This window comes from Solidesulfovibrio sp. (assembly GCF_029978005.1).
Classification (GTDB): Bacteria; Desulfobacterota; Desulfovibrionia; order Desulfovibrionales; family Desulfovibrionaceae; genus Solidesulfovibrio.
Genome location: NZ_JARKOZ010000202.1, coordinates 1 through 25,866 on the forward strand (window position 1 = coordinate 1; position 25,866 = coordinate 25,866).

General features: G+C 68.2%; 27 protein-coding genes and 1 tRNA gene. 14 read left to right on the plus strand and 14 right to left on the minus strand.

Going from position 1 to position 25,866, the window contains the following annotated elements; translation table 11 throughout:
* Together Q1K70_RS20615 and Q1K70_RS20620 are read left to right on the plus strand one after the other, a co-directional pair.
* A partial coding sequence (locus Q1K70_RS20615; protein ID WP_300164093.1) for a hypothetical protein occupies positions 1–719 on the plus strand: 719 nt, incomplete at its 5' end.
* Positions 720–772: 53 nt separating this feature from the next.
* Positions 773–2,113 (plus strand): aryl-sulfate sulfotransferase, encoded by a 1,341-nt coding sequence (locus Q1K70_RS20620; RefSeq protein ID WP_300164095.1) that lies wholly within the window; start codon positions 773–775, stop codon positions 2,111–2,113.
* Positions 2,114–2,183: 70 nt separating this feature from the next.
* On the opposite strand, the gene Q1K70_RS20625 is transcribed toward Q1K70_RS20620, so the two are convergent.
* Positions 2,184–2,558, minus strand: a complete 375-nt coding sequence (locus Q1K70_RS20625) for a hypothetical protein (RefSeq protein WP_300164099.1) — start codon at positions 2,556–2,558, stop codon at positions 2,184–2,186.
* 213 nt (positions 2,559–2,771) lie between these two features.
* Here Q1K70_RS20625 and gatB point away from each other — a divergent pair, with 213 nt between their 5' ends.
* The 5 genes from gatB (at position 2,772) to der (ending at position 8,407) form a co-directional block, all read left to right on the plus strand.
* Positions 2,772–4,202 carry an Asp-tRNA(Asn)/Glu-tRNA(Gln) amidotransferase subunit GatB gene (gene gatB, locus Q1K70_RS20630; RefSeq protein WP_300164102.1) on the plus strand — a complete coding sequence of 477 codons (1,431 nt, stop codon included), beginning with the start codon at positions 2,772–2,774 and terminating at the stop codon, positions 4,200–4,202.
* Between the two features lie 110 nt (positions 4,203–4,312).
* Positions 4,313–5,356, plus strand: a complete 1,044-nt coding sequence (gene mtnA, locus Q1K70_RS20635) for an S-methyl-5-thioribose-1-phosphate isomerase (RefSeq protein WP_300164105.1) — start codon at positions 4,313–4,315, stop codon at positions 5,354–5,356.
* Positions 5,357–5,380: 24 nt separating this feature from the next.
* Positions 5,381–6,172, plus strand: a complete 792-nt coding sequence (locus Q1K70_RS20640; protein WP_300164108.1) for a sulfide-dependent adenosine diphosphate thiazole synthase — start codon at positions 5,381–5,383, stop codon at positions 6,170–6,172.
* 200 nt (positions 6,173–6,372) lie between these two features.
* A complete protein-coding gene (locus Q1K70_RS20645; RefSeq protein WP_300164111.1) occupies positions 6,373–6,927 on the plus strand; it encodes a CatB-related O-acetyltransferase in 555 nt (184 codons plus the stop codon).
* 154 nt (positions 6,928–7,081) lie between these two features.
* Positions 7,082–8,407 (plus strand): ribosome biogenesis GTPase Der, encoded by a 1,326-nt coding sequence (gene der / locus Q1K70_RS20650; RefSeq protein WP_300164114.1) that lies wholly within the window; start codon positions 7,082–7,084, stop codon positions 8,405–8,407.
* A 23-nt stretch (positions 8,408–8,430) separates the two neighbouring features.
* Here the strand turns inward: der and Q1K70_RS20655 are convergent, their stop codons facing one another.
* Both Q1K70_RS20655 and Q1K70_RS20660 read right to left on the minus strand, forming a co-directional pair.
* Positions 8,431–10,197, minus strand: coding sequence for an ARMT1-like domain-containing protein (locus tag Q1K70_RS20655; protein WP_300164117.1), 1,767 nt, complete (start codon positions 10,195–10,197; stop codon positions 8,431–8,433).
* Complete coding sequence (locus tag Q1K70_RS20660) at positions 10,194–11,057, minus strand: NAD(+)/NADH kinase (protein WP_300164120.1); 864 nt, start codon at positions 11,055–11,057, stop codon at positions 10,194–10,196. Before Q1K70_RS20660 ends, Q1K70_RS20655 begins: the two co-directional genes overlap by 4 nt.
* Positions 11,058–11,245: 188 nt before the next feature.
* On the opposite strand from Q1K70_RS20660, the gene Q1K70_RS20665 reads away from it, so the two are divergent.
* Together Q1K70_RS20665 and flgM are read left to right on the plus strand one after the other, a co-directional pair.
* On the plus strand, positions 11,246–11,665 hold the full coding sequence (locus Q1K70_RS20665; RefSeq protein ID WP_300164123.1) for a DVU0524 family FlgM-associated protein: 420 nt from the start codon (positions 11,246–11,248) through the stop codon (positions 11,663–11,665).
* A gap of 59 nt (positions 11,666–11,724) precedes the next feature.
* A complete protein-coding gene (gene flgM, locus Q1K70_RS20670; protein WP_300164126.1) occupies positions 11,725–12,042 on the plus strand; it encodes a flagellar biosynthesis anti-sigma factor FlgM in 318 nt (105 codons plus the stop codon).
* A gap of 137 nt (positions 12,043–12,179) precedes the next feature.
* On the opposite strand, the gene fliW is transcribed toward flgM, so the two are convergent.
* The 11 genes from fliW to flgF form a co-directional block, all read right to left on the minus strand.
* Positions 12,180–12,635: a flagellar assembly protein FliW gene (fliW, locus tag Q1K70_RS20675; protein WP_300164129.1), complete on the minus strand. Its 456-nt coding sequence runs from the start codon at positions 12,633–12,635 to the stop codon at positions 12,180–12,182.
* Positions 12,611–12,850, minus strand: coding sequence for a carbon storage regulator CsrA (csrA, locus tag Q1K70_RS20680; protein WP_006918472.1), 240 nt, complete (start codon positions 12,848–12,850; stop codon positions 12,611–12,613). Before csrA ends, fliW begins: the two co-directional genes overlap by 25 nt.
* 118 nt (positions 12,851–12,968) lie before the next feature.
* Complete coding sequence (gene flgL / locus Q1K70_RS20685; RefSeq protein WP_300164134.1) at positions 12,969–14,534, minus strand: flagellar hook-associated protein FlgL; 1,566 nt, start codon at positions 14,532–14,534, stop codon at positions 12,969–12,971.
* Between the two features lie 16 nt (positions 14,535–14,550).
* Positions 14,551–16,674: a flagellar hook-associated protein FlgK gene (flgK, locus tag Q1K70_RS20690; protein WP_300164137.1), complete on the minus strand. Its 2,124-nt coding sequence runs from the start codon at positions 16,672–16,674 to the stop codon at positions 14,551–14,553.
* Positions 16,674–17,150 carry a flagellar export chaperone FlgN gene (gene flgN / locus Q1K70_RS20695; RefSeq protein WP_300164140.1) on the minus strand — a complete coding sequence of 159 codons (477 nt, stop codon included), beginning with the start codon at positions 17,148–17,150 and terminating at the stop codon, positions 16,674–16,676. Before flgN ends, flgK begins: the two co-directional genes overlap by 1 nt.
* A gap of 33 nt (positions 17,151–17,183) precedes the next feature.
* Positions 17,184–18,200, minus strand: coding sequence for a peptidoglycan DD-metalloendopeptidase family protein (locus Q1K70_RS20700; RefSeq protein WP_300164143.1), 1,017 nt, complete (start codon positions 18,198–18,200; stop codon positions 17,184–17,186).
* A gap of 1 nt (position 18,201) precedes the next feature.
* On the minus strand, positions 18,202–19,335 hold the full coding sequence (locus Q1K70_RS20705) for a flagellar basal body P-ring protein FlgI (protein ID WP_300164166.1): 1,134 nt from the start codon (positions 19,333–19,335) through the stop codon (positions 18,202–18,204).
* Between the two features lie 45 nt (positions 19,336–19,380).
* Positions 19,381–20,106 carry a flagellar basal body L-ring protein FlgH gene (locus Q1K70_RS20710; protein ID WP_300164146.1) on the minus strand — a complete coding sequence of 242 codons (726 nt, stop codon included), beginning with the start codon at positions 20,104–20,106 and terminating at the stop codon, positions 19,381–19,383.
* A 12-nt stretch (positions 20,107–20,118) separates the two neighbouring features.
* Entirely contained in the window at positions 20,119–21,093 is a 975-nt protein-coding gene (gene flgA, locus Q1K70_RS20715; protein ID WP_300164149.1) for a flagellar basal body P-ring formation chaperone FlgA, read from the minus strand.
* Positions 21,094–21,118: 25 nt separating this feature from the next.
* Positions 21,119–21,901 (minus strand): flagellar basal-body rod protein FlgG, encoded by a 783-nt coding sequence (gene flgG / locus Q1K70_RS20720; protein WP_300164152.1) that lies wholly within the window; start codon positions 21,899–21,901, stop codon positions 21,119–21,121.
* A gap of 56 nt (positions 21,902–21,957) precedes the next feature.
* Positions 21,958–22,743, minus strand: a complete 786-nt coding sequence (gene flgF / locus Q1K70_RS20725; RefSeq protein ID WP_300164155.1) for a flagellar basal-body rod protein FlgF — start codon at positions 22,741–22,743, stop codon at positions 21,958–21,960.
* A 155-nt stretch (positions 22,744–22,898) separates the two neighbouring features.
* On the opposite strand from flgF, the gene Q1K70_RS20730 reads away from it, so the two are divergent.
* From Q1K70_RS20730 to Q1K70_RS20750, 5 genes are all read left to right on the plus strand, one after another.
* Positions 22,899–22,974, plus strand: a tRNA-Gly gene (locus Q1K70_RS20730).
* Between the two features lie 84 nt (positions 22,975–23,058).
* Complete coding sequence (gene rimP, locus Q1K70_RS20735) at positions 23,059–23,622, plus strand: ribosome maturation factor RimP (RefSeq protein ID WP_300164158.1); 564 nt, start codon at positions 23,059–23,061, stop codon at positions 23,620–23,622.
* A complete protein-coding gene (gene nusA, locus Q1K70_RS20740) occupies positions 23,619–25,004 on the plus strand; it encodes a transcription termination factor NusA (protein WP_300164161.1) in 1,386 nt (461 codons plus the stop codon). The genes rimP and nusA overlap by 4 nt, the downstream gene beginning before the upstream one ends.
* A 44-nt stretch (positions 25,005–25,048) precedes the next feature.
* Positions 25,049–25,252, plus strand: a complete 204-nt coding sequence (locus Q1K70_RS20745; RefSeq protein WP_366521757.1) for a YlxR family protein — start codon at positions 25,049–25,051, stop codon at positions 25,250–25,252.
* Positions 25,245–25,866, plus strand: a 622-nt coding sequence (locus tag Q1K70_RS20750) for a translation initiation factor IF-2 N-terminal domain-containing protein (RefSeq protein ID WP_300164164.1), incomplete at its 3' end; no start/stop codon positions are given. The genes Q1K70_RS20745 and Q1K70_RS20750, both read left to right, overlap by 8 nt.

Genomic DNA, 25,866 nt, shown 5'->3' on the forward strand with positions numbered 1-25,866 from the left:
GCCGGGGGGCCTGGGCGTCCCACATCGAGGCCACGCGACGCTGCGTCCTGGACGCCGCGGAAGCGTGCCCGGGGACCGGCACGGCCCTGGTCCTGGGCTCCGGGGCCTGTCTGGACGTGCCCGTGGCCGAACTGGCCGCGCGCTTCGAAAAAGTGGTGCTCGTGGACGCCCACCACCCGCGCCCGGCCCGCCGCCTGGCGAAGGAGTTCCCCAACGTGCGGCTGGTGGCGGCCGACGCCACGGGCCTGGCCGGCGCGGCCAGGGACGCGGCCAGGGGGCGCGTCCCCCTGCCCTGCCCGGTGCCCCCGCCCGACCCCGTGCCCGGGCTGCGGCCGGATTTCACCGCCTCGGTCAACCTGGCCTCCCAACTGCCCATTCCTTTTTATGCCCTGCTTGGGCGCAAGCTGCCCGAGGCGGCGCGCCAGGCCTTCCTGACGGGCCTGGTCGCGTCCCATCTCGACTGGCTGGCCGCCCGGCCCGGCCGGGTCTGCCTCGTGTGCGACACGGCCTGGGAGCGCGCCGACGACGACACGATCCTCGAAAGCCGCGACGCCCTGGAAGGCGTGGTCCTGCCGCCGCCCGAGCGCTCCTGGGTCTGGGACATCGCCCCGCGCCCAGAAGAGTCCCACGCTTACGACCGGCGCAACCGCGTGGCCGCCTACACGGACTTCGCCGCCGCCTGGAAGGGACGTCTGGAAAAAAGCCGCGACATCGTGTAACGGGGAGGGGCGGCATCCGTCCCGTCGCGAAATCGCCATCCCCGACACGCGCCATGAAAGCAACGACCGATGCCGGCTACGTCCTCGTCGCGCCGCAGGATTCCACCTACACCTACCTTATCGACCAGGCGACCGGAGCCGTGGTCCATTCCTGGAAAAGCGCCTACACCGCCGGCCTGACCGCCGTGCTCACGGCCGACGGCCACCTGATGCGTGCCGGCAAGGTCGGCGACGACCACATGCTGCACGGCTCGGGCGGCGTCATCGAGGAATACGACTGGGACGGGAACCTCGTCTGGCAGTACTACGACCGCGGCGACCACGAGTTCCAGCATCACGACTTCACGATCCTGCCCAACGGCGACGTGCTTTTCATCGCCTCGGAAGTGATCCCGGCCGAGGAGGCCGTCGCCCTGGGGCGCGACCCGTCGGAACTGCGCGACGGCGTGCTCCTGGCGGACAAGCTCGTCGAGGTCAAGCCCGTGGGGGCGTCGGGCGGGGTCGTGGTCTGGCAGTGGCGGGCCATCGACCACATCGTCCAGGACCGCGACCCGGCCAAGGCCAACTACGGCGACGTGGCCGCCCATCCCGAGCGCGTCGACGTCAACTACCAGGGGCGCGCCCTCTTCCCGGACGGTTGGACCCACATCAACGCCGTGGACTACGATCCGGCCACGGACCGCATCCTCGTGAGCGTGCGCAACTACAACGAGTTGTGGGGCATCGACCACGGCACGACCACGGCCGAGGCGGCCGGCCCGGCCGGCGACCTGCTGTGGCGCTTCGGCAACCCCCAGGCCTACCGGGCCGGCGACGCCTCGGACCAGGTGCTCTTCGGCCAGCACGACGCCAAGTGGATCGACGACGGCCTGCCCGGGGCCGGAGACATCCTGGTCTTCGACAACGGCGTGGACTGCCCCCGCGGCCAGTCTTCGCGGGTGCTGGAAATCGCCGTGCCCGAGGCGGCGGCTTCGCGTCCCGGCCTGGCCGACCGGGTCGGGACGGTCGCGTGGTCCTACGCCGCGCCCACGGCCACGGACATGTTCTCGTCCAAGATGAGCGGGGCCCAGCGCCTGCCGGACGGCGACACCCTCGTCACCGTGGGCGACACGGGCCAGATCTTCGAGGTCACGCCCCAGGGGGACACGATCTGGAGCTACGACACCGACCTGGCGCTCCTGGAGGGCGCGACGTCGCGCCAGGAGGGGGCGGTTTTCTACGCCACCTGGTACGCCGCCGACGATCCGGCCCTGGCGGGGCGGGCCCTTGATGGCGAGGACCCGGCGCTGGGAGCCCTGGCCCGCCTGGGCGCGTCCGGGATCGTCGACGCCTTGCGCCTGGCCCGGCTTTCCGGGCGGACCGCCGCCCTGCCCCCGGCCCTGGCCAGGACCTGAAAACGAAGCGACCGCGCGTCCCGGCCAAGCATGGCTGGGGCGCGCGGCCGCGAAAGGTCCGATCCGCCGGCTATTTGCTCTTGTATTCCTTGGCCTTGGCCTCGTACAGCTCCTCCAGGTAATCGGCCTGGACCTTGAGCTTCTCCGCCTTGGTCATGAGCTGCCCCACCTTCTCGTCCAGGGCGTGCAGTTCGTCCTCGGCCGCGCCGGCGGCCTTGCGGGCGATGCGCTCGTTGAGGGCGGAATTGACCGCGTGGATGGCGTCCCGGTAGTCGTTTTCGGCGTGGCGCAGTTCCCGGCGCACGGCTTCGGGCATCATGGACTCGTAGTCCTGGGCCGCGGCCGGCGTGGGAACAAGACTTTGGACGGCGCACAGGGAGAGCAGCAAAAGGACGAGGGCTGCGGCGCGAAGAAGACGGCCGACCGGAAGAATCGAAATGCCCATGGCATGCCTCGCGATGAAGTGTGGTATGTGCCCGGCCGCGCGCGGGCCGCGGGCGGACCAGATGGTTGTAGGCGTCCGGCGCTGAAAATACAACCGCCGAGAGGCCCTTGCCCGCATCCGGCGCGCCATTGACCCGCTTGCCGGATGCGGGGTACACCCCCGGGCGAAATTTCCGGCGCTCCCAAGGCGGGAGCCCGCCGCCAAGGAGCTTTCATGGCCAGGTACGAGACGGTCATCGGCGTCGAGGTGCACGCGCAGCTCAAGACCGAAAGCAAGATCTTCTGCTCCTGCTCCACCCGCTTCGGCAACGACCCCAACGAGAACGTCTGCCCGGTGTGCTCGGGCATGCCCGGTGTGCTGCCGGTGCTCAACGCCAAGGCCGTGGAATACGCCGCCAAGATGGGCCTGGCCACCGGCTGCGCGGTGAATCCCGTCTCGGTCTTCGCCCGCAAGAACTACTTCTACCCCGACCTGCCCAAGGCCTACCAGATATCCCAGTACGAGCAGCCCATCTGCGAGCACGGCCACATCGACGTGGTGGTGGACGGCAAGGCCAAGCGCGTCGGCATCACCCGCATCCACATGGAAGAGGACGCCGGCAAGAACATCCACTCCGCCGCCGACAACCTGAGCTACGTGGACCTCAACCGGGCCTGCGTGCCGCTGATCGAGATCGTCTCCGAGCCGGACATGCGAAGCCCCGAGGAGGTCGTGGCCTACCTGAAGGCGCTTCGCGCCATCCTGGTCTACCTCGACATCTGCGACGGCAACATGGAGGAAGGGTCGTTTCGCTGCGACGCCAACGTGAGCCTGCGCCCCGTGGGCCGGGAGGCCTTCGGCACCCGGGCGGAGCTTAAAAACCTCAACAGCTTCCGCCACGTGCAAAAGGCCATCGAATACGAGGTGGAGCGCCAGGCCGACATCCTCGACGACGGCGGGGAAATCGTCCAGGAGACGCGCCTCTACGACGCGGTAAAAAACGTCACCGCCTCCATGCGCGCCAAGGAGGAGGCCAACGACTACCGCTATTTCCCGGACCCGGACCTGGTGCCCCTGACCCTCGAGGCCGCGACTCTCGATCGCTGGCGGGACGAGCTGCCGGAGCTGCCGGCCGCGAGACGCGAGCGCTTCGTCGCGACGCTCGGGCTTTCGGACTACGACGCCGACGTGCTCACGGCCGAGCGCGACCTGGCCGACTACTACGAGGCCGTCCTGGCCGCCGGGGCCGATCCGAAAAAAGCCGCCAACTGGGTGCAGACCGAGCTTTTGCGCGAATGCCACCAGTCCGCGACCGCGCCCGGGGCCTGCCGCCTGACCCCGGACAAGCTGGCCGCGCTGATCGCGCTCGTGGACGACGGCGTCATCTCGGGCAAGATCGCCAAGCAGATTTTCCCCGAGCTCTACGCCGAGGGCCTTGACCCGGTCGCTTACGTGCGCGACAAGGGCTTCGCCCAGATATCCGACGCCAGCGCTCTGGAATCGGCGGTGGATGCGGTGCTCGCGGCCAATCCGGCCGAGGTCGAGGCGTACCGCGGCGGCAAGAAGAAGCTCATGGGATTTTTCGTGGGCCAGATCATGAAGGCCACCAAGGGGCAGGCCAACCCGGGCCTGGTCAACGAACTTCTGGCTAAAAAGCTGGGCTAGGTCCCCCGCGGGGGATTCCCCCGCGCGCCGCGCCCCGGGGGATCGTCCCTCCGCCCTCCGTGCCGGGGGCATCGCAACACCGTACTTTTGTGATGACGGAACCAAAGACCATGACCGACCACATCGCTTTTTGCGCCGAACGGCAAGCCCTGCTGCTCCTGGACCAGCGCTTCCTGCCCGACCGCGAGGAATCCTTCGTCTGCCGCAATACCGCCGACACCATCTACGCCTTGCAGACCATGGTGGTGCGCGGCGCGCCGGCCATCGGCGTCACCGCCGCCTACGGCTGCTACCTGGCCGCCCGCGAGGCCGGCGAGGCCGGCGACGGCTGGAAGGAGCGCCTGCGCGCCCTGTTGACCGAGCTGGAAGAGGCCAGGCCCACGGCCGTCAACCTGCGCTGGGCCGTGACGCGCATGCGCGAGAAGTGGCGCGCGCTCGGCGACGTGGCCCGCGACGCCCTGCTCTCGGCCTGGCTCGGCGAGGCCCAGGAGATGCACGCCGAGGACATCGAGATCAACAAGGTCATGGGCAAGTTCGGCGCAGCGCTGATCGCCGACGGCGACACGGTCATGACCCACTGCAACGCCGGGGCCCTGGCCACGGCCGGCTACGGCACGGCGCTCGGCGTCATCCGGGCCGCCTTCGAGCAGGGCAAGAACATCCGGGTCATCGCCAACGAGACCCGGCCCTTCCTCCAGGGCGCGCGCCTGACCGCCTACGAGCTGGCCAAGGAAGGCATCCCGGTCACGGTCGCCTGCGACAACGCCGTGGGGCACCTCATGAAAAAGGGCATGGTGCAGAAGGTGGTGGTCGGCGCGGACCGCATCGCGGCCAACGGCGACGCGGCCAACAAGATCGGCACCTACACCGTGGCCCTGGCCGCCAAGGCCCACGGCGTGCCCTTCTACGTGGCCGCCCCGGCCTCGACCTTCGACCTGACCCTGGAAAGCGGCGAGCTCATCCCCATCGAGGACCGCACCCCCCGCGAGGTCACCCACGTGGGCGAGCACCGCATCACCCCGGAAAACGTGCCGGTCTACAATTTCGCCTTCGACGTCACCCCGGCGGAGCTCATCGCCGGCATCATCACCGAGAAGGGCGTGCTCACCGCGCCCTATACGGCCTCCATCCGGGCCGCCATCGGCGGCAAGTAACCCGCAACCGCTTTAGGACGTGCCATGCCTCTGGACGAACGGATCATCACCGAAGCCATCGTCGACGAGTATTTCGCCAAATTCAAATCGAGCCTGGACCTGGACGTCGCCATCGTGGGCGGCGGCCCCTCGGGCCTGACCGCCGCCCGGCTGCTGGCCGCGGACGGCTTCAACGTCGCCCTGTTCGAACGCAAGCTGTCGCTCGGCGGCGGCATGTGGGGCGGCGGCATGACCTACAACGTCATCGTGGTGCAGGAAGAAAGCGTCCATCTGCTCACGGACGTCGGGGTGCCGGTCAAACGTTACAAGGACAATTACTTTACCGCCGACGCCGTAGGCGCGACCACCACCCTGGCTTCCGCCGCCTGCCTGGCCGGGGCCAAGGTGTTCAACTGCATGAGCGTGGAGGACGTGGTCTTGCGCGAGGTTGACGGCGGCAAGCGCGTCACCGGCATCGTCATCAACTCCTCGCCCGTGGAGATCGCCGGCCTGCACGTGGACCCGGTGGTGCTCGGCTGCAAGTACCTGGTCGAGGCCACGGGGCACGCCGTGGAAGTGCTCCACACGCTGGTCAAAAAAAACGACGTCAAGCTCAATACCCCCTCGGGCGGCATCGAGGGCGAGCAGTCCATGTGGGCCGAGGTGGCCGAGACCAACACCGTCAAAAACACCCGGGAGATCTTTCCCGGGCTCTACGTGGCCGGCATGGCCGCCAACGCCAGCTTCGGCTCCTACCGCATGGGGCCGATCTTCGGCGGCATGCTGCTCTCCGGCGAGAAGGTGGCGGCGGACATCGCCGCCAAGCTGCGGGGATAGGACAAGAAAAGAATGCCTCCGGCGGCCAGGAGGGGGCGAGGCCCCCTCCTGGACCACCCCATTCCGTTTAAGACGGCCCTATCCGGGAGGGAGTTCGTTATGCCCGTCGCGCGTTATCCGGACCCGGGCGTCCTCTACCCGATCGCGGGCTACGACAAGCTCGTATTTTTGAAAAACTGCATCACCCGCCCAACATCCGCGTGGGCGACTTCACCTACTTCGACGTCACCGGCGCGCCCGGAGCCAGGGCCGAGGACTTCGAAACCCACAACGTCCTGTACCATTTCGATTGGATCGGCGACAACCTCGTCATCGGCTCCTTTTGCGCCCTGGGCAGCGGCGTGCGCTTCATCATGAACGGGGCCAACCATGAGCTTTCCCCGCTGACCACCTACCCCTTCGGCATCTTCACCGACGGCTGGGAAGCGGCCGCGCCCTTGTGCCAAACACGCGGCGACACCGTGGTCGGCAACGACGTCTGGATCGGCTACGACGTCACCATCATGCCCGGCCGCGCCATCGGCCACGGCGCGGTGGTCGGCTCCGGCAGCCTGGTGGCCAAGGACGTGCCGCCCTACGCCATCGTCGGCGGCAACCCGGCCCGCGTCATCCGCCAGCGCTTTCCCGACGACGTCGTCGCCCGCCTGCTGGCCGTGGCCTGGTGGGACTGGCCGCCGGAAAAGATCGCCCGCCACCTGCCGCGCATCGCCGGCGCGGACGTGGACGCCCTGGAGCGGACCGCCGCCGCGTCCTGAGCCTTGCCTTCCTTCCCGGACGATTGACCCGGCCGGGCGCTTTCAGTATTTGCGGTTGACAAGGCGGGAAAGTCGTGGTCAAGCCACTGGCTCCCGTCGGCGCGCGAGCCTCGCGCCGCCCTTTTTCCAGCCCGTCAAGGAGAAACGCCCCCCCATGCCCCCCATCGTGGCCATCGTCGGACGCCCCAACGTAGGCAAGTCCACCCTGTTCAACCGCCTGGCCAGACGCCGCAAGGCCATCACCCACGACCGTCCCGGCGTCACCCGCGACCGCCTGGAGGCTCCGGCCGTCCTCGAGGACCGTCTGGTCACCCTGGTCGACACCGGCGGCATGGACTTCGACGCCCCGGAGGGCCTGGACCGCCAGATCGTGGTCCAGGCCGAGGTGGCCCTGGCCATGGCCGACGTGGTGCTTTTCCTCGTGGACGGCCGTTCCGGGCGCACGACCCTTGACGACGAGGTGGCCGACCGCTTGCGCCGGGTGGGCAAGCCCGTGGTCGTGGCCGTCAACAAGGTGGACGGCGAGGAGCGCGAGCCGGCCGCCCTGGCCGATTTCCACGCCTGGGGCCTGCCGCTGCTGTCGATTTCCGCCGCCCACGGGCACGGCATGAACGCCCTGGCCGAGGCCCTGGCCGACGCCCTGCCCGAAGAGGCCGAAGCGACGCCGGGCACGGCCGCCGCAGCCGGCCTGCGCCTGGCCGTGCTCGGCCGGCCCAACGCCGGCAAGTCGTCCCTGGTCAACGCCCTGCTCGGCGAGGAACGCGTCATCGTCAGCGACGTGGCCGGCACCACCCGCGACGCCGTGGACGCGGCCGTGGTCAAAAACGGCAAGCGCTACGTGTTCGTGGACACGGCAGGCGTGCGCAAGCGCACCCGCATCACCGACGACCTGGAGCGCGACAGCGTGGGCAAGGCGCTTGGGAGCGCCAAGCGGGCCAACGTGGCCGTGGTGGTCATCGACGCCACGGGCGGGGTCGGCGTCCAGGACAAGCGGCTCATCTCCTACCTGGACAAGGAACGCACGCCGTTTCTCATCGTGGTCAACAAGATCGACCTCATCGCCCAGAAGGACATGATCGCCCTGCGCAAGGACATCGCGGAGGAGCTTCGCATGTGCTCCCACGTGCCGGTGCTCTACATCGCGGCGGCCAAGGGCAAGGGCGTGGCCAAGGTGCTGCCCATGGCCGAGGCCATCTGGGAGGAGTGCAAGATCCGGGTGGGCACAGGCGCGCTCAACCGGGCCATGCGCGAGGTGCTGGACAAGCACCAGCCGCCCCTGGTCAACGGCCGCCGGGCCAAGTTCTACTACCTGACCCAGGCCAGCGAGGCGCCTCCGACCTTCGTCTTTTTCGTGAGCGACACGGCCCGCGTGCGCGATTCCTACGTGAAGTACCTGGAAAACGCCCTGCGCAAGCTCTTCGGCATCACCATGGCCCCGGTCAAGGTGGTGTGCCGCGACAGCCACAAGCCCAAGGAATAGCCGGGCGCGGGCGTCGCCCCGCCCTACCGGTATTCGATCCCCGCATCGAAGAACTTGCCCACGCCGTATTCGCGGCGGCGAAAGAACTTCTCCGGGTCCGGGCCGATGATCTGCAGCTCGGGCTGGCGCGACTGCATGGAGAGCGCGATGTGCATCTCCTTGGTGCAGCCCGTGGAGAAGGTCGCGTCCTTGCCCGCCCACACCGGCGGCACCTGCCGGCCGAGCAGGCCGAAGCTCTTCTCGATGTCGAAGTGGGTCTGGAACCGCCACACGTCGATGAGCCCGCTGCGCTGCACCTTCTCCCACATGAACATCAGGTCGTCGGCGTCCATGCCCTCCTCGAAGTGCTCGGCCGGATTGATGACGAACGTGCCGGGCAGCTTCTCGCGAAGGTGCGCCACGAAGGCCGTGACCAGCTCGATGGCCGTCTGCGTCTGCCCCGGGATGGAGCCGATGATGGCGCTGTAGAACATCACCGACTTGCCCGAGGCCTTGGCCGCGCGCATGCCGGCGACGATCTCCTCGGCCTTGGCCGTGATGTCGGCCTCGGTGAAGGAGCGCGCCCCGGCGGCCCGGGGCTTGAAGTCGAGCCGCAGCCCCCCGGCCCCGTCGCCGTAGAAGGAAACCACGTCCCGGGTGAACTGGTGGCTCGTCTCGATGAGCCGGCGGTGGTTGAGGGGGCCGCGGGCCAGGATCAGGTCGGCTTCCTTCCAGGCCCGGGCGAAGGTCACGGACACCCGGTAGAGGTTCAGCCGCTCGCGCGTGCCGTCGGAAACGACCGTCAGGGGATATTCGCGCATGACCTGGAGCAGCGCGTTCTTGCTCGTCCGATGGTCGGTCAGGAAATGCGCCCCGGCCAGGGCCGCGTCCAGGATGGGGTCGGCGTCCGGGTCCCAGATGGTCGGCGCGTCGTAGTAGAACCCGTCCTTGAGGGCGACGATGACCCGATGCCCCAGGCGCAGCAGCACGCGCACGGCCAGCAGGTCGAAGAGCACGCCCCCGGAAGCGTCCGGCATGACGAGGATCTTGAGTCCTCCCCCGCCGCGCCTGGGATCGAGCAGGGCCTCCAGGCGGGCGAAGCCCTCCGGGAAGGCGGCCAGGGCCGCGTCCAGGCCCTCGCGGCCGGGAAAGGCTTCGGAGCCGTCCCAGATGCCGGACATGGAACCCAGAAGCAGCAGGCGCCGCAGCTCCAGCATGTCCAGGGCGAAGCGCAGCTCGGGAATGGCCCGGCAGCCCGGCAGCTCGGACGGACAGGCGTAGAGCATGGTCCGGAAGGCCTCGCCCTGGATGAAGGCGAAGGCCCGGCGGTTCATGAGCCGCTTGCGCTCCCGGTGGGGGTCGTCCAGGCCCGACTGGGTGAGGAAGATGGTGCACAGCCGCTTGGCCAGGCGCGAGGGGATGAGGGTGGGCCGGGTCATGGCCTGGCGGTACTTGAGCTCGCACAGCGTTCGGATCTTCACCGCCGTGTAGGCGTCGGGCACGAAGGCGTCGATGAGCCGGCCGATGCGGGCGAGCCTGGCGTCGTATTCGGCCACCACCTTGAGGTCGGCCCGCTCGCTGACGAGATGGGCGAACATCTCGTCCGAGCACGGGACGTAGATTTCATCGGGGGCGAGCGACACCATGAACCGCAACTGCTCCGGCGAGGCGTTCTTCTCCGGGGCGATGAAGTGGTCCAGGTTGTTCTCGGTCATGAAGTGCAGCAGCCAGGCGTCGCGCACCGGATCGCCGCCGTAGCGCGGGGCCTGGCCCGGGGCCAGGGAGATCGGAGAGGGACCGGCGCCGTTCATGGCCGGTTGATGAAGCCCTTGAGGCGCAGCCGCCCGAAATAGCTGTCGCCCGGGCGTTTGGCCAGCTTGAGGAAGCGCTCGGACTTGCGCACCACCACCACGTCGTTGTCGTCGAGGGGGAAAAGCTCCTGGCCGTCGCAGGTCAGGTACATGTTGGTCTCGGGCGCGGACAGGGCCAGGCGCACCGGGGAGTCGGCCGGCACCACCACAGGCTTGAAATCGCTCAGGAAGGGGCAGATGGGCACCACGCACAGCACGTCGAGGCCGGGATAGATCAGCGGCCCCCCGGCCGAGACGCAGTAGGCCGTGGAGCCGGTCGGCGTGGAGATGACCACGCCGTCGGCCCGCAGGGTGCAGACGTCGGCGTCGCCGAGCGTCACGTCGAAGGCGGCCAGGCGAGCCATGGCCCCGCGGCTGATGACCGCGTCGTTGAGGGAGGTGGTGTGGTAGACGGTCTGGCTGCCCCGGATGACGGACACCTCGATCATGATGCGCCGGGCCTCCGTGAAGCCGTGGCGCAGGATGTCGCCGAGGACCTCCTGCCAGTCGTCGAGGCCGGCCGAGGTCATGAATCCCACCCGGCCGAGGTTGATGCCGAGGAAGGGCACGCCGTCGGCCGCGGACTGGCGGGCGGCCGAAAGCATGGTGCCGTCGCCGCCGAGGATGAGCGCCAGCTGGGGCGGCGTGGTGAGCACGGCCCCGGCCGGATGCACGACGTTCTGGGCCTCCGGGATGTTCTCGCGCACCAGCGCGACCACGCCCCGGGCGGCCAGCCATTCGGCCACGGCCCAGGCCATGCCCCTGGCCTTCTCGTGGTCGGCCTTGTGAATGACGATGACGGTTCGAATGACGCCTTGCATGCCCGGTTCCCGTTTTGCGGATGTATCCCCTTCCGGTCCGGGGAGGAAGAGCCTTATACGGCAAAGGCCCGGGGGACACAAGAAAGTCGCCGGGACGTCCCGGAATCGGGGCATGGATTTTTTTCGCCGAAGCCTCTAAAGGTGTACTCCATGCTGCCGATAAGCACCCTGAGAAGGAGCCATACGCCGTGACCGCCATCCCCTACCAGGTACGCGCCATGCTGCGCACCTACGGACGGCAGGTGACCACGGCCAGGCGCTTGGCCCGCTACCGCCGATCGCTGATGGCGGCCGGGGCCGAGGACGAGGTCAGGATCTCCCGGGAGGCCAAACGCCGCGAACTCGTGGGCCGGGTGGCGGCGGAGATCGTCGAGAACTGCATCGTGACCGGATCGGACACGCCCGTGGTGGAAGAGATCAAGGCGGACCTCGAGGAGGAACTGGGCTTTCCCCTCGCCTTCGCCTACCCGCCCGAAGAACAGGACATGCAGATCTTCAGGACGGACGGTCCGCAAGGCCCGCAGGAAATCACGGGAGAGTTCAAGACGGCCGTGTTCAGGCGGCTGTGGGAACTGGCCCTGGAAAAAGTCGACGAAACCATGCTCTAAATTTCGGTCCCCCCGCTGCCGATAGGAAATGCAAGGGAGCAACGCGGGAGGGGGTAGCCATGGACATCAAGACAATCTTCGGAATCAATCAGGGCTACGGACAAAGCCGGGTTACCCGCGGCGGTTCGGGCGAGACCTCCTCGGTCTCGCGCGGCGCCGGCGAAGAGGCCTCGAGCGCCTCGGGCTCGGACAAGGTGACGCTCTCCGGCGACGCCAAGCTCGTGTCCCTGGCCGCGACCACGGCCAAGGAATCGCCGGACACGCGTTCGGACCGGGTGGCCGAACTCAAGGCCCAGGTCGAGGCCGGCACCTACCAGCCGGATTCCCGGAAAATCGCCGAGAAAATGCTCACCATGGACTCGGAGCTCTTCGGCTAGGACAGGCAAAACGAGAACGGCCCGCGCCCTCGGGCGGGCCGGACGGTCCACGACATGACGGTGTGCATCCGTGCGGCGCGCGCGGACAGGGCACGCGCCACAAGCGCCTTCCGCCCCGAAAGGGGGCCGGAAGGCGCTTACTTTTTGCGGCCGGTCATGCCCGGCGTGTAGTGGGCCGGGTAGCGCGAGTCGGTCTGGGGTATCTGCAGCCCGATGCGGGCCTCGTTGTTGACGACGATGGGACCGCTCAGGTTGAGCGTGGTCCGCTCGGGCATGCCCTGGGGGATGGTCACGGTGACGAGGATGAGCGCCTGCTCCCGGGACTCGATGGCCAGCAGCTTGCGGTCGGCCTCGCCGATGACCACCTCGTACTCGGTCATGAAGCTGTAGGGATCGGTGACGAGCAAGCCGAGCTTGGGGTCGTCGAGGCTTTGCAGCACGAGGAACGGGGACTCCTCGCGCAACTGGATGAGCGTGAACTCCCGGTGCCCCATGAACCCGATGATTCCCCGGGGAAAGGTCAGCACGCGGTCCTCGGGCAGGGTGATGGGCCCAAGCCGCGTTTCCACTACTCGTTCGTCTTTTTTGGCCATAACTTCGCCGCCGCCAGGACATCGGAATCCATGGCGCAAAGCGCCTGCCGGTTCTGCTCGAGCACCCTGAGATACACCTCTTCGCGATACACCTGCATGTCGTCCGGCACTTCCAGACCGATCTTGATCTGCTTGCCCTGGACGCCCAGGACGGTGATCTTGATGTGATCGCCGAGGTGCAGGCTCTCGCCAGGCCTTCGGGTCAAAATGAGCATGAACGCCCGCGCCCCCACTTTCGGTTGCAGCGTGAAAAACTTCGTTTTCGCGCCCTGTTATGCCGTTCTGTAGCGGTCGCCCCGCCCTTTGTCAACGGGAAGGCGGCCGCCCGGGCGGCTAAATGTAGCTGACCAGGGACAGGTTCATGACCATGCTCGAGGACTTGAGCACGGCCTGGTAGGCCAATTCCTGCTCCGACAGCTTGGTGATCAGCGTCGTCAGGTCGGCGTCCTCCACGTTGCTGAGCGTGGTGGTCGCGTTTTCCGTCAGGGTCGTGACCATGGTGCCGGCGGAACTGACCCGGTTCTCCTTGGCGCCCACGGACGCCGCCGTCACCAGCACCTGGTTCTGCGAGTCCGTCAGCGCGTCGAGACATTCCTGGATGCCGCTCTGGTTGTTGGTCTCGAGATAGCCCACCAGCTTGCCCACGGTCTCGAACAGGTTGCCCGACACGCTGCCGTCGAAGGTGGCGGCCGTGTTGTACGACGTGGTCGAGGCGTTGGAGGCGGTGGTCTGGTACATGCCGCCGAAGATGTCCTTGCCCACGCCGTTGACCACCACGGAGTCCGTGGGGGAAATGCCTATGGTGATGTCGGCCGTGCTCGGCCGGATGAGGAACTGGTCGCCGGCGGCGGGCGTGCCCAGGGTCTCGTCCAGGGTCAGGATGCCGCCCGGCACGGGCAGGGCCGGATTGCCGTCGGCGTTGGTGCCGGAGGTGTTGCCGTCCACCCAGGTGCTGCCGCCGTCGGTGCTGTAGGAATAGGTGTACGGCCCGCCGGCCGGGGCGTCGGTGATCTTCACCTGCACGTTGCCCGAAAACGTCCCCGTGGCCGTGCCCGTGACGCCCGATGCGCCGGTGTAGGTGACGGCGACGTCGTCGTTGGTGTTGCCCTGGTAGTAGGCCGTGGGCCGGATCCACAGCCAGGTGCCGTCCGTGTCGTCGGTGTCGGCGCTCGGCGTGACGCTGTTGAGAGCGGCGTGGGAAAGGGTCATCGACACGCTGCCGAGTTGGAGGGTCTCGGTGTCGGCCGAGGGCGGGGGCGTGGCGTAGGAACCGGTCTGCCAGGTCGAGCCGCCGTCGGTGGTATAGCGGAAGGCAGGCTGGTCCGGCGTGGTGTTGTCCGTGAACTGGACCAGGATGGTGGAGTCGCTGTCGCCTTTTATGGTGTAGCCCGGGGCCGGGAGATCGTCCAGGGCGTCGGTGAAGGCGTCGTCGTTGCTGGTTATGCCAAGCCCCATGGTGTAGGCCTCGTCTCCCGTCTTCTGCCCGGCGAAGAGGGACTGGCCGTTGTAGGTGGTGTTGGCCATGGTGATGAGCTGCTCGAAGTACTGGCGCACGGCCGAGGCGATCTCGCCGCGGTTTTCTTGGGAGACCGTGCCCGTGGCCGCCTGTTCCGCCTGCTCCTTGATGGTGGTGACCAGCGTGCTGACCGAGGTCAGCGTGCTGTCGGCCTGGTTGAGCCAGCCCTGGGCCGTGTCGATGTTGCGCTGGTACTGGGTGAGCTGGCTCAGGTCGGTGCGGGTGCCGAGCACCTGGACCGCGCCGTTGGGGTCGTCCGAGGGCGCGTTGATGCGCTTTTGGGTGGAGGCCTGGTTGTTGGTCTCCATGAGCTTGGCCAGGGAGGCGTTGTTTTGCCTGATGACCGAACCGTACAGGGTCTGCTGGGTGACGCGCATGACCATGGGAACCTCCGGCGGGCTAGTTCTTCATCCCCAGGACCGTCTCGAACATGGAGTTGGCCGTGCTGATGAGCTTGGCCGCCGCCTGGTAGGAGTGCTGGAACTTGATGAGGTTGGTCAGTTCCTCGTCAAGGCTGACGCCGGTCACGGACAGCTTTTGCGCTTCGATCTGGTCGGCCAGGGAGGACTGGTAGGTGGACTGGTAGGAGGCGGCCGAGGTGTCCGAGCCGATCTTGCCGACCAGGGCGTCGTAATAATCGCCCAGGGTCTGGGAGCTCTTGGCCTGCCCGGCCACGAAGAAGTCCACGGACTTGCTCTCCAGGGCCACGATGGCCTTGGCCGTGGTGTTGTCGCCCGAGGCGGTCAGGCCGTCGTAGCCGACATGGCCCACGTTGACCCGGTTGACGTCGGTGGTCGCCACGCTGTTGAGCGCCACGTCCGAGGCGGTCGAACCGGTCAGGAGCGTGTTGACGCCAAGGGCGGCCAGCACGCCTGTCGTGTCGTCGCCGAACTGGAACGTGTAGCCGCCGACGCCCGAGAGGGAAAGCTGGTTGTTGACCGAGGCGGCGCTCAGGTAATCCGGGGAAAAGGCGTTGTTGATGGCCGTGGTCAGGGCGTCCAGGGAGCCGTTGACCGGGTCCGTGGGATCGAAGGCGATGGACGTCTGCAGGGGATTGCCGCCGGCGTCGGTGGCCGGCTTCCCGGTGGAGTCGTAGACGTAGAGGGTGAGCGCCCCGGCCTGGAGGCGGTCGAAATAGGCCAGTCCCGAGGCGTTGCTGGCCAGGGGGACGTCGGTGGCGGACACGGAATAGGTGCCCTGGACCGACGAAAAATTCGTCAGGCCCGCGCCCTGGGAATGCTCCCGGTTGACCTCCCAGACCAGGGACTTGACCATGGCGTTGAGGGTGTCCTCGTAGCCGCCGAGCTGGGCGTCGCGCAGCAGAAAGGCCCCGCCCAGGGCGCCGCCGGTGATGCGGCGGGGATTGTCCGTGCCGTCGTCGTACTGCTGGGGGGTGACGTTTTCCGGCGTGCCGGCCGAGGTGTACCAGTAGAGCGCCTTCTTGGGGACCAGGGTGAAGCTGTCGCCGGTGTTGAGCGCGGTCGGGACGGCCTGCGAATCCGTGACCGTGCCGAACCAGACGTCCAGGTCGCCCACCCGCACCTTGCCGTCGTCGACGTTGGCCGGAAAAATGGCGGTGTTGCCGTCGGCGTCGGTCAGCCAGGTCTTGCCGCCGTCCAGGGAGGCCTTGAAGGTCGGCGAATCCGTGCCCACCACGCCGCCGTCGACCACCTGGATGGTGTATTCGCTCCCGTCCGTGCCCTCATAGTAGCACTGGGCGTCGGAGTTGGCGGTGATGGAGGCGGCGGAAAGGGTGCGCACGGTCTGGCCCTGCTCGAAGGAAAAACTGAAGGGCACCGTGCCGTCCACGATGGTCTGGCCGGCCTTGGTGTAGACCGTGTAGTCGCCCTTGCCGTTGTCCACCACGTTGACGTCGACCAGGGAGGCCATGGCCTCGACCTTGGCGTCGCGCTGGTCGTAGAGGCTGTTGGGGATGCTCACCCCGTCGATCTGGTACTGGTTGATCCTGAGGTTGAGGTCCGCCACGTCCTTGGCCAGCTGGTTGAGGGTGTCCACGTCCTCGCTGATGGCGGTGTTGAGCTGCCCCTCCTGCTCGTCCAGGGAGCTGGACATGGACCGGTAGAGGCTCAAAAGCGTCTGGGTGTCCTCGAGCATGGTCTGGCGCGTGGCGGCCGAGTCGGTGTTGCTGGCCAGGTCGCCCCAGTCGGAAAAGAATTTGGACAGGGCGGCGTTGGCCCCGTCGGTGTTGGATTCGTTGAACAGGTTCTGGATGGCGGTCAGGCCGTTGTACATGGCCTTCCAGCGGTCGCGCACGGACACCTGGGAAACGTACTGGGATTCGGCGAAGGCGTCCTGGGCGCGCACCACTTCCTGGGCCACCACGCCCGACCCGAGCTGTCCGGGCTGGGTGGTGATGTAGGTCCCGTCGCGCAGGACCACGCTCTGCTTGCTGTAGCCCTCGGTGTCGACGTTGGCGATGTTGTTGCCCGTGACCTGGAGGGCCGCCTGGGAGGCGGACAGCCCGGAGCGGCCGATGGAGAGGATGGAGCTCAGGCTCGACATCACAACCTCCCGCTCAGGATGCTCGGTCCGCCGTGGCCCACGGCCATGCGGCCACGGGCCCCGTACACGCCCTTTTTGGGCGCAAGCAGCGTGCGCAGGTTCTCCAGGCCGCTTTTCGCCACGTCGTAAAGCCCGAGCGCCATGGCGTAGCTGCGGCTGGCCTGCTTGGCGCAGCGCTGCTCGGCGGCGTCGATGGCGGCGTGGAGTTCCCGGGCCCGGGCCGCGGCCTCGGGCGGGAAACGGTCGACGAGGTCGAAAAGCCGCTTGGCGGCCGGATCCACAGCCGCGTACAGGGCGTGCAGGCTGCGGCGCTCCCCGCCGAGCTGGCGCAAGAGTTCCTGGATGGAAAATTCGAGCGAGGCCACGGCTCCGGGATTGCGCGCGGCCAGATGGGCAAATTCTTCCTCCATGAGGTCGCGCAAAAGTTTGACGGCCCGCAGTTGGCGCTCGAGATTGGCAAGGATTCCCTCGATCATGGCCGTCCTCCGTTTCCTATGAATCCCGTCATGTTACGTCGCATCCTGCAAGAGTCCCGAAGCGGCCAGCATGGTCTTCGGGTCCACCGTATCGCCGTCCCGGCGCAGTTCGAAGTGCAGGTGCGGCCCGGTGGAACGCCCGGTACTGCCGACCTCTGCAATTTTTTCGCCAGCCGTGACCGCGTCGCCGGCCTTGACCGAAGAAGTGCGCAAATGGCCGTACACGCTCTTCCAGCCGCCGGCGTGGGCCACTTCCACCACGTTGCCGTAGCCGGCCTTGGCCCCGGCGTAGACCACCGTGCCGTCCCAGCAGGCGGCCACCGGGTCCCCGGCCGGGGCGGCGATGTCCATGCCGGCGTGCCAAGCCTTGGTCCCCTTGAAGGGGTCCGTGCGCCAGCCGTATTCCGAGCTGACCTCGCCCGTGGCCGGCGCGGCCATGGGCACGCCGGCCTGGGCCTCGGCCGAGGCCACGTCCACGGCCGAACCCGGGGCCGGCGTGTGGGACGGCGCCAGGGACGGCGCCCCGGGCCGGGCCAGGGCGGCGGCCACGGCCGGCGAGAACCGGTCGGCCTGGATGCCCCGGGGCGCGGCCGGAGCCCCCTGCCCGGGGACCGGAATCCGCTCCGCGCCGAGGCCGAAGGCCCCGGTCCCGCCGGTGGGGCGGTTGGCCGGCAGCAGGTCGCCCGGCGAAGCCTGGCCGTCGCCCTTGCCCGTGACCCGGCTTTTGAGCTGGCGGTACATCATGTCGGCCAGGCCGATGCCGCCGTCGGCCGCCAGCTTGTCCGACATGGCCTTGTCGAACATCGAGTAGTACTGCTCCTCGTACTGGCCGCGCAGCAGGCCGTCCTTGGGCACGGTGGCCCGCATCTGGGAGAAGAGCTTGGAGATGAAGACCGACTCGAACCCCTGGCAGGCCTCCCGGAGCTTGGCTTCCTTGGTCTTGCCGCCGCCCAGGGACTTCTGCAGGGCGTCGATGCGCAGCTTCTGCGCCACGTCCCCCTGCAGCCCCGCCGTGGCGGCCAGGTCGCCCATGCCCTCGGGAAGGCTCATGCTAGTTGACCTCCAGGTCCGCCGACAGCGCCCCGGAAGCCTCCAGGGTGCGCAGGACGCTGATGAGGTCGCGCGGCGTCGCGCCCAGGGCGTTTAAGCCTTCCACCAGTTCCTGCAGGGTCGCGCCCTCGATCATCTTGAGCTTGCGGTTCTCCTCGTTGACCCCGATGTTGGTCTGGGGCGTGACCACGGTCTGGCCGTTGGAGAACGGCAGCGGCTGGGACACGTCGGCCGACTCCTGGACCTGGATCTGGAGGTTGCCGTGGGTGACGGCCACCGGGGAAATCTGCACGTTCTGGCCGAGCACCACCGTGCCGGTCTTCTCGTCCACCACCACCCGGGCCCGGTGGTCCGGCGTGACCTCGATGTTCTCGATGGCGGCAAGCAGCGGCACCAGGTTGCCCTGGTTCTCCGGCGGCACGGCCAGGCGCACGGTGCCGGCGTCCACGGCCGAGGCCAGCGCCGCGCCCATGGTCTCGTTGACGCGCTTGGCCATGCGGGTGGCCGTGGAAAAATCCGGGGTGCGCAGGGACAGGGTGACGTCGGACTGCTCGTTGAAGGAGAAGGCCACGGCCCGCTCCACGTTGGCCCCGCCGGGCAGCATGCCCACGGTGGTGATGTTTTTCGACACCGACGCCCCCGCCCCCTGGGCCGAGACGCCGCCGACCAGCACCGAGCCCTGGGCGATGGCGTAGATGTTGCCGTCCACACCCTTGAGCGGCGTGACGAGAAGCACGCCGCCAAGCAGGCTCGTGGAGTCGCCGATGCTCGACACCGTGACGTCGATGCGGCTGCCGGGCTTGGCCGTGACCGGCATCTGCGCCGTGACCATGACCGCGGCCACGTTTTTCGGCTTGAGCGTGGCCTTGTCCACGCGCACGCCCATCTTGTCCAGCATGTTGAAGATGGACTGGACCGTGAAGTCCGATCCCCGCTGGTCGCCGGTGCCGGAAAGCCCCACCACCAGGCCGTAGCCCACCAACTGGTTCTTGCGCATGCCCGAGACGCTGGCGATGTCCTTGATGCGCGCGCCGTGGGCCGGCAGGGCCAGGGCGGCGGCCAGGACCAGGACGGTCGCAAGGGCCGCCAGGGCCTTCGCCGCAGCGCGGGGCGCCTCGGCCGCCCGGGTCGCCATCCTTGGGTGATTGGGATGCATGTCCTTACGCTCCCGCGACATTCGTTAGAACGGCCAGACGTTGTCGAGCAGGCGCGTGAGCCAGCCGCTCTTCTGGCGGTCGGCCAGGTCGCCCTCGCCGTAGTATTCGATCTGGCAGTCGGCCAGCATGGTCGAGGGCACGGTGTTGGTCGGGCTCACGTCGATGGGCCGCACCAGCCCCTTGACCACGATGATCTGGTTCTCGTTGTTGACCCTGGTCTGGCGCGCGCCCTCGATCTGCATGACGCCGCCCGGCAGGATGTTGACGATGCGGCAGCCGATGGAGGCCGTGACCGTGGATTCCCGCTTGGTCTCGCCCTTGCTCTGGAACTTCTGGGAAGTGGAGGTGCCGACCATGGGATCGGCGCCGACGAGCCCCTTCATGCCGAACGTCGGTCCGCCGAGCTGCCCCGAAAGGTTGCCGGCGAGGTCCTTGTTGCCGAAGTAGTTGGACACGGCCAGATTGTTGCTGGCGGTCCGGTCGTTTTTGGTCTCGGCCTTGAGGTCGGACTTGGAGGTGTCGATGACGTTGACCGTCAGGATGTCGCCGATGCGCCGGGCCCGGGTGTCGTCGAAGAGGAACGTGGGCTGGTTCTGGCTGAAGACCGAGCCGGGATTCTCCGCCGGCGGCGGGGCCTTGGCCACGGTCGGCGTGACCTGCGGCATGGGCGTGGCCTGCTTGGACGCCGGGGCGCAGGCGGCCAGGGCGGCCACCACCGCGACCAGGGGATATATGCGCGCGCTTTTCATGGCTGGCTCCGTTTACTGGACCACCACCGTGGTCTTGTCCCGCACGACGGCCGTGATCTCGCGTGCGCCCTTGGGGTTTTTCACCGTGATCTTGCCGCCGGGCGCACCGTCGGAAAGGGCTTCGCCAAGGAGGGTCAGCCGTACGGCCCGGCCCTCGTACACCACCTTGACCTGGTCGCCGCGCAGCACCAGCGGCATGGGCTCCATCTCGTCGGCCATGATGACCTGCCCCGCGCCCACGCCCCGCCTGGCCCGCCATTTGCCGTCGCCCGGGTCGAACACCCGGCCCTTGACGGAGGCCATGTTGCGGCGCTCCCAGATGTAGTGGACCTGTTCCATGGCGGCTCCGTCCCTGGGCAGGATGGGTTTGATGGCCACGGGCACGCGGGCGAAGTGCTCGACCACGGCCTCCGCCGGAACCTGTTGCAATATCTTTGCCTGGGGGCCGGCCACCACGAACTTGAAGGAGATCTTGCCGGGCGCGACTTCCGGCACGTCCACGGCCACTCCCGTGGAGCGGTCGTCGACGAAGAGGTAGTCGGGCACGGTCACGCCGGCCAGACGGGCCTCGCCGCCAAGGGCCGCGACCTTGGGCGTCAATTGTTCGACGGCCAGGGCGCGCAGCTCCTCGTGGCCCATGACCTTGCCCCCGCGCGAGAGGGTGAGCTGGCCCGGCAGGGCGAATTCCACCGGCGCGTCGCGCAGATAGTAGCGCAGCCCTTCCAGGAGCTTGGAGGCCGGGATCACGGCCTTCTTGCCCACGGATTCCGGGGCGTACCACAGGGGCGTGGCCCCGAGCGCCGCCCAGGCGTCGGCCGGAAACTCGCCTTGCGGCTCGGCGATCTCGGAAAGCAGCACCCGCTCGCCCGAGGCGCAGGCCGCGTCCCTGACGGTGAGCCGCCACAGGGCCGCCTGGGCCGGCAGGGCCAGGGCCAGGACGAGGAGACAGGCCCCGGCCGCCATCCGTCGCGTCGTGCGAATGTTCATGAGGACCTCCCGCGCGGCCATGGCCTTAACGCTTCACGTTGACGGCGGTCTGCAGCATGCCGTCGGCCGTGGTGATGGCCTTGGAGTTGGCTTCGTAGGCGCGCTGGCCGACGATGAGGCCGACCATTTCGTCCACGAGCTCGACGTTGGACATTTCGAGGTAGCCCTGGGCCAGGGTGCCGGCGTTCTGGTTGCCGGGCACGAGTTCCGTGGCGTTGCCCGAGGCCTGGCTGGTGGAATAGAGGTTGCGGCCCTCGGCGGTCAGGCCGGCCGGGTTGATGAAGGTGTAGACGGGGATGTCGGTGGCGGCCAGCTCCTGGCTGTTCTGGTCCAGGCAGGTGAGGTGGCCGTTTTCCGTGATGGTGATGCTCTTGGTGTCCACGGGCACGGAAAAGGTCGGCTGGAGCGGGTAGCCGCCCGAGTTGACGATGGTGCCGTCCTGGTTGAGCTTGAAGGAGCCGGCCCGGGTGTAGAGCTCGCGGCCGTTGACGTCGAGCCGGAAGAATCCCTCGCCCTGGATGGCGATGTCGAGCTGGTTGCCGGTGTTTTGCAGGTCGCCCTGGGTGAAGAACTTGTGCACCGTCGTCGGCTTGACGCCGAGTCCCACCTGCAGGCCCGTGGGCAGGCGGTTGCCGCCGGCGGTCTCGGTGCCGGCCACCTGCAGGGTCTGGTACATGAGGTCCTCGAACTCGGCCCGGCTCTTCTTGAACCCGACCGTGTTCACGTTGGCTAGGTTGTTGGACATGGTGTCTATCTGCATCTGCATGGCCACCATGCCGGTGGTGGCCGTCCAAAGGGATCGCATCATGGCGCTCGTCCTCCCGTTTTCCCGTTATCGGCCAGGCCCGTCGGCGACGCCGCGGCCTAGCTCCTGTCCGTGCCCATCTTGATGACTTTGGTGTCGAGCTCGTTGGAGCCGGTCATGACCTTCTGGTAGGCCTCGAAGGTCCGCTGGGTCTCGATCATGTTGACCATCTCCTCCACCACCTCGACGTTGGGCTTTTCAAGGTAGCCCTGGGCCACCTCCGTCCGGCCGGGCTCGGCCACGCCCTCCTGGATGGTGGCCCCGGCCTGGGGCATGTAGAGGTTCTGGCCGAACTTCTGGAGGGCGGTTGGGTTTTGCACCGTGACCACGTCGAGCTGCCCCACCTGCGCGTTGTCCACGTAGATGGCCCCGGCGCCGTCGATGTTGACGGTGCGGCCCTCGGGCACCTGGATGGGGCCGCCGTTGCCGAGCACGGGCATGTTCTGGTCCGTGACCAGCATGCCCTCGGCGTTGCGGTGGAAGGCCCCGTTCCTGGTGTAGTAGGAGCCGCCGGGCGCGGCGACCTTGAAGAAGCCCTCGCCCTGGATGGCCACGTCCAGCGGGTTGCCCGTCATCTGCAGGGCTCCCTGGCTGAAGTCCACGCGCTGCTCGGCCAGGCGCGGCTTGGCGATGAGGTCGGCGCGCGGCAGGAGCTCCTTTTGCCGGATGTCCCCGCGCGGATCGACGTGGTAGTCGTGGGCGTAGCGGAAGAAGGTGTCCTCGAAGGACACGCGGTCGCGCTTGTAGCCCGTGGTGTTGACGTTCGCCAAATTATTGGCGCTGATATTGAGGCGCATTTCCGTGGACAAGGCCCCGAACATCGCGCTGTACATGCTCATTTCCATGGGACGCGGTCCTCCTGGCCCGGGCTTTTGCAACATGTGGGCCAGCACGGCCGGGAGGCCTGCGCGGCGACGCGCCCCGGCCGGCCGCCTTTTTTTCCCCGGTCGGCCGGGAACGCTTGACAAATGCGGGGAGGATGATATTTCCTCCCATTCGAGCGGGCGTAGCTCAGCTGGTAGAGTACAAGCTTCCCAAGCTTGGTGTCGCGAGTTCGATCCTCGTCGCCCGCTCCAAACCTGAGTCTCCCAACCGAACGGTTGTCGTGACGAGGTGGGCCTGACGATCGGTCCACTTTTTTTTTGCTGACAAAGGACGCCATGCAGCAGCCAAGCGCCGTGCCGGAAAAAATCCGGGAGCTGATCTCCCCCTACCTCGACTCCATGGGCCTTGCGCCCTGGGGGGTGGAAATCGGCGCGTCGGGGCACCGCCAGCTCGTGCGCCTGTACATCGATCTCGCCCCGGACGCGCCGCGCGGGCCCGGACGCCAGGGCGTGACCGTGGACGCATGCGCCAAGGTCAGCCGCCACCTGGGAGCGCTGCTCGAAATGGAGGACCTCTTCCACGGCCCCTACGTGCTGGAAGTCTCCTCTCCGGGGCTCGACCGTCGCTTCTTCGAGGCCGGCCAGCTCGCCGGCTACCTCGGGCGCGAGATCGAATTCCGGCTGACCGCTCCCCGGGACGGGCGCAAGCGCTTCAAGGGCATTCTTGACGCCGTGGACGGGACGCGCCTGACCGTGACCGCCGACCCCGGCCCCAAAGCCTTTTCCATTTCCTTCGCCTTCGACGAGGCGGAACGCATCCGCCTCGTCCACGCCTTTGACGCCATTGCCGCAGAAGGGGCCGACGCCGCGTCGTCCGGGACCCCGGAGGAAACGCCATGACGGAACTGAAGAAAGCCATCGATCAGATCAGCAAGGACCGGGGCATCGACCGCGACCTGCTGGTCGACACCCTGGAGGAAGCCGTCCGTTCGTCGGTGATCCGCAAGTACGGCGAGAACCTCGACGTCGAGGTCAGCTACAACGACGAGCAGGGGGAGATCGAGGTCTACCAGTTCAAGGTCGTGGTGGAGGACGACGACGTGGCCGATCCGGCGGCGGAGATCTGCCTGTCCGACGCCCGGGCCATCGACCCCAACGTGGTCCTCGACGACGAGATGGGCTTCAAGCTCACCGTGGAGAACCTCGGGCGCATCGCCGCCCAGTCCGCCAAGCAGGTGATCATCCAGCGCATGCGCGACGCCGAGCAGGAGATCATCTACGAGGAGTACAAGGACAGGAAGGGCGAGATCATCTCCGGCATCATCCAACGCCGCGACCGCACCGGCTGGATCATCAACCTCGGCCGTACCGAGGCCCTCCTCCCCAAGGAAGAGCAGATCCCCCGCGAGCGCTACAAGCGCGGCGACCGCGTCCAGGCCTACATCATCGAGGTCCTGCCCTCGGGGCGCGGCCCCCAGATCATCGTGTCGCGCACCCACGGCGACTACATGAAGGCGCTTTTCGCCCGCGAGGTGCCCGAAGTCTCCGACGGCACGGTCAAGATCGTGGCCGTGGCCCGCGACCCCGGCTCCCGGGCCAAGGTGGCGGTCATCTCCAAGGACCGCGACGTCGATCCCGTGGGCGCCTGCGTCGGCATCCGGGGCTCGCGCATCCAGAACATCGTGCAGGAGCTGCGCGGCGAGCGCATCGACATCGTGGTCTGGAATCCCGAGATCGCCTCCTACGCCGCCAACGCCCTGTCCCCGGCCCGCGTCACCCGCATTTCCGTGGACGAGGACGAAAAGGCCCTGGAAGTGGTGGTCTCCGACGACCAGCTCAACCTGGCCATCGGGCGCAAGGGCCAGAACGTCAAGCTCGCGGCCAAGCTCCTCGGCTGGAAGATCGACATCTTCACCGAATCCCGCTTCCGCGAGGCCAACGCCTCCAAGAAGTTCCTGGAGCAGCTGGCCAGCGTCGCCGAGATCCCGGTGGACAACATCCTGGCCGCCGGCTTCGAGTCCATGGAGCAGCTGGCCGGCGCGCCCGACGAGGCCATCGACGCCATCGCCGGCATGACGCCCTCCAAGCGCGACGACCTGCGCGCCGCGCTCAAGCTCATGGGGGCCACCGCCGCTGCCGCCGTCGAAGAGGAAACGGAAGCCGACGCCGCCGAGGCCGACGCCGTCGAAGCGGATGCCGCCGAAGACGCCGCCCCGGTCCAGGACGACGCCCCGGCCCAGAACGACGGCCAGGCCGGGAAAACGGAGACGGGCGAGGCGTGATGCGGCCGGCCGACGACGGGAAGCCTTCCGGCGGCCCCACGCGCATGTGCGTGGCCTGCCGCAAGCGCTTCCCCAAAAGCAGCCTGCGCCGGCACGTGCTCGCCGACGACGCGGGCGGCCTGGTGCCCGATCCCCGGGCGACGATGCCCGGACGGGGGCACTATCTCTGCGCCAACCCCGAATGCGCCGAGAAATTTTCGAAATACTCCGTGCGGCCCCGGCGCCGGAGAGGGGGGCAAGGTGAATAAGATCAGAATCAAAGACATTACCAAGGATCTGGGCATCGGCCAGAAGGAGTTGCTCCACATCCTGCGGGAGCTCGGCATCCAGGTCAAAAGCCAGATGGGCACCCTCTCCGACGAGGAGGCGGCGCAGGTGCGCGCCCGCGTGCGCCAGGGCGAGACCGGCCGCACCCAGATCATCGACACCGAGGTCCAGCCCGGCGTCATCGTCCGCCGGCGCAAGGCCGCCCCCACCCCCCCGGCCCAGCCCGCGCCCCCGGAAGCCTCCACCGAGTCCGCTCCGACCGCCGCGACGCCCCCGGCCGCCGCCGTCCAGGCCCCTGTCGACGCCCCCGTCGAAGAGGACGCGGAGGACGAGGTCCACGAGGCCCTCAAGGACCAGAGCTTCCCCGAGTTCGAGCAGGAAGAGGCCGAGCCCGCCCCGGCCAAGCCCGCCCCGGCCCGGCCCGTCATCCTCGAGACCGCCCGGGTGATCCGCCCGGCGGGGGCCCCCGAGCCAGCCGCGCCGCCGGCCGCCCCGCAGGCCCCCGAGGAAACGCCCGTCGCGGCCGAGGCCCCCGAGGAGCCCGTCGCGCCGCAAGCGCCCGCCGAAGCCGCCGAGGGCCCGGCCGAGCCCGCCG

Coding starts and splice junctions, on each gene's coding strand:
- nusA (WP_300164161.1), top strand. CDS start 23,619: ATGACGGAACTGAAGAAAGCCATCGATCAGATCAGCAAGGACCGGGGC.
- gatB (WP_300164102.1), top strand. CDS start 2,772: ATGGCCAGGTACGAGACGGTCATCGGCGTCGAGGTGCACGCGCAGCTC.
- flgA (WP_300164149.1), bottom strand. CDS start 21,093: ATGAACATTCGCACGACGCGACGGATGGCGGCCGGGGCCTGTCTCCTC.
- flgN (WP_300164140.1), bottom strand. CDS start 17,150: ATGATCGAGGGAATCCTTGCCAATCTCGAGCGCCAACTGCGGGCCGTC.
- mtnA (WP_300164105.1), top strand. CDS start 4,313: ATGACCGACCACATCGCTTTTTGCGCCGAACGGCAAGCCCTGCTGCTC.
- fliW (WP_300164129.1), bottom strand. CDS start 12,635: ATGGCCAAAAAAGACGAACGAGTAGTGGAAACGCGGCTTGGGCCCATC.
- der (WP_300164114.1), top strand. CDS start 7,082: ATGCCCCCCATCGTGGCCATCGTCGGACGCCCCAACGTAGGCAAGTCC.
- Q1K70_RS20705 (WP_300164166.1), bottom strand. CDS start 19,335: ATGGCGACCCGGGCGGCCGAGGCGCCCCGCGCTGCGGCGAAGGCCCTG.
- Q1K70_RS20745 (WP_366521757.1), top strand. CDS start 25,049: ATGTGCGTGGCCTGCCGCAAGCGCTTCCCCAAAAGCAGCCTGCGCCGG.
- Q1K70_RS20660 (WP_300164120.1), bottom strand. CDS start 11,057: ATGCAAGGCGTCATTCGAACCGTCATCGTCATTCACAAGGCCGACCAC.
- flgK (WP_300164137.1), bottom strand. CDS start 16,674: ATGTCGAGCCTGAGCTCCATCCTCTCCATCGGCCGCTCCGGGCTGTCC.
- flgF (WP_300164155.1), bottom strand. CDS start 22,743: ATGGAAATGAGCATGTACAGCGCGATGTTCGGGGCCTTGTCCACGGAA.
- Q1K70_RS20625 (WP_300164099.1), bottom strand. CDS start 2,558: ATGGGCATTTCGATTCTTCCGGTCGGCCGTCTTCTTCGCGCCGCAGCC.
- Q1K70_RS20620 (WP_300164095.1), top strand. CDS start 773: ATGAAAGCAACGACCGATGCCGGCTACGTCCTCGTCGCGCCGCAGGAT.
- flgM (WP_300164126.1), top strand. CDS start 11,725: ATGGACATCAAGACAATCTTCGGAATCAATCAGGGCTACGGACAAAGC.
- csrA (WP_006918472.1), bottom strand. CDS start 12,850: ATGCTCATTTTGACCCGAAGGCCTGGCGAGAGCCTGCACCTCGGCGAT.
- Q1K70_RS20710 (WP_300164146.1), bottom strand. CDS start 20,106: ATGAAAAGCGCGCGCATATATCCCCTGGTCGCGGTGGTGGCCGCCCTG.
- Q1K70_RS20640 (WP_300164108.1), top strand. CDS start 5,381: ATGCCTCTGGACGAACGGATCATCACCGAAGCCATCGTCGACGAGTAT.
- rimP (WP_300164158.1), top strand. CDS start 23,059: ATGCAGCAGCCAAGCGCCGTGCCGGAAAAAATCCGGGAGCTGATCTCC.
- Q1K70_RS20700 (WP_300164143.1), bottom strand. CDS start 18,200: ATGAGCCTTCCCGAGGGCATGGGCGACCTGGCCGCCACGGCGGGGCTG.
- flgG (WP_300164152.1), bottom strand. CDS start 21,901: ATGATGCGATCCCTTTGGACGGCCACCACCGGCATGGTGGCCATGCAG.
- flgL (WP_300164134.1), bottom strand. CDS start 14,534: ATGGTCATGCGCGTCACCCAGCAGACCCTGTACGGTTCGGTCATCAGG.
- Q1K70_RS20655 (WP_300164117.1), bottom strand. CDS start 10,197: ATGAACGGCGCCGGTCCCTCTCCGATCTCCCTGGCCCCGGGCCAGGCC.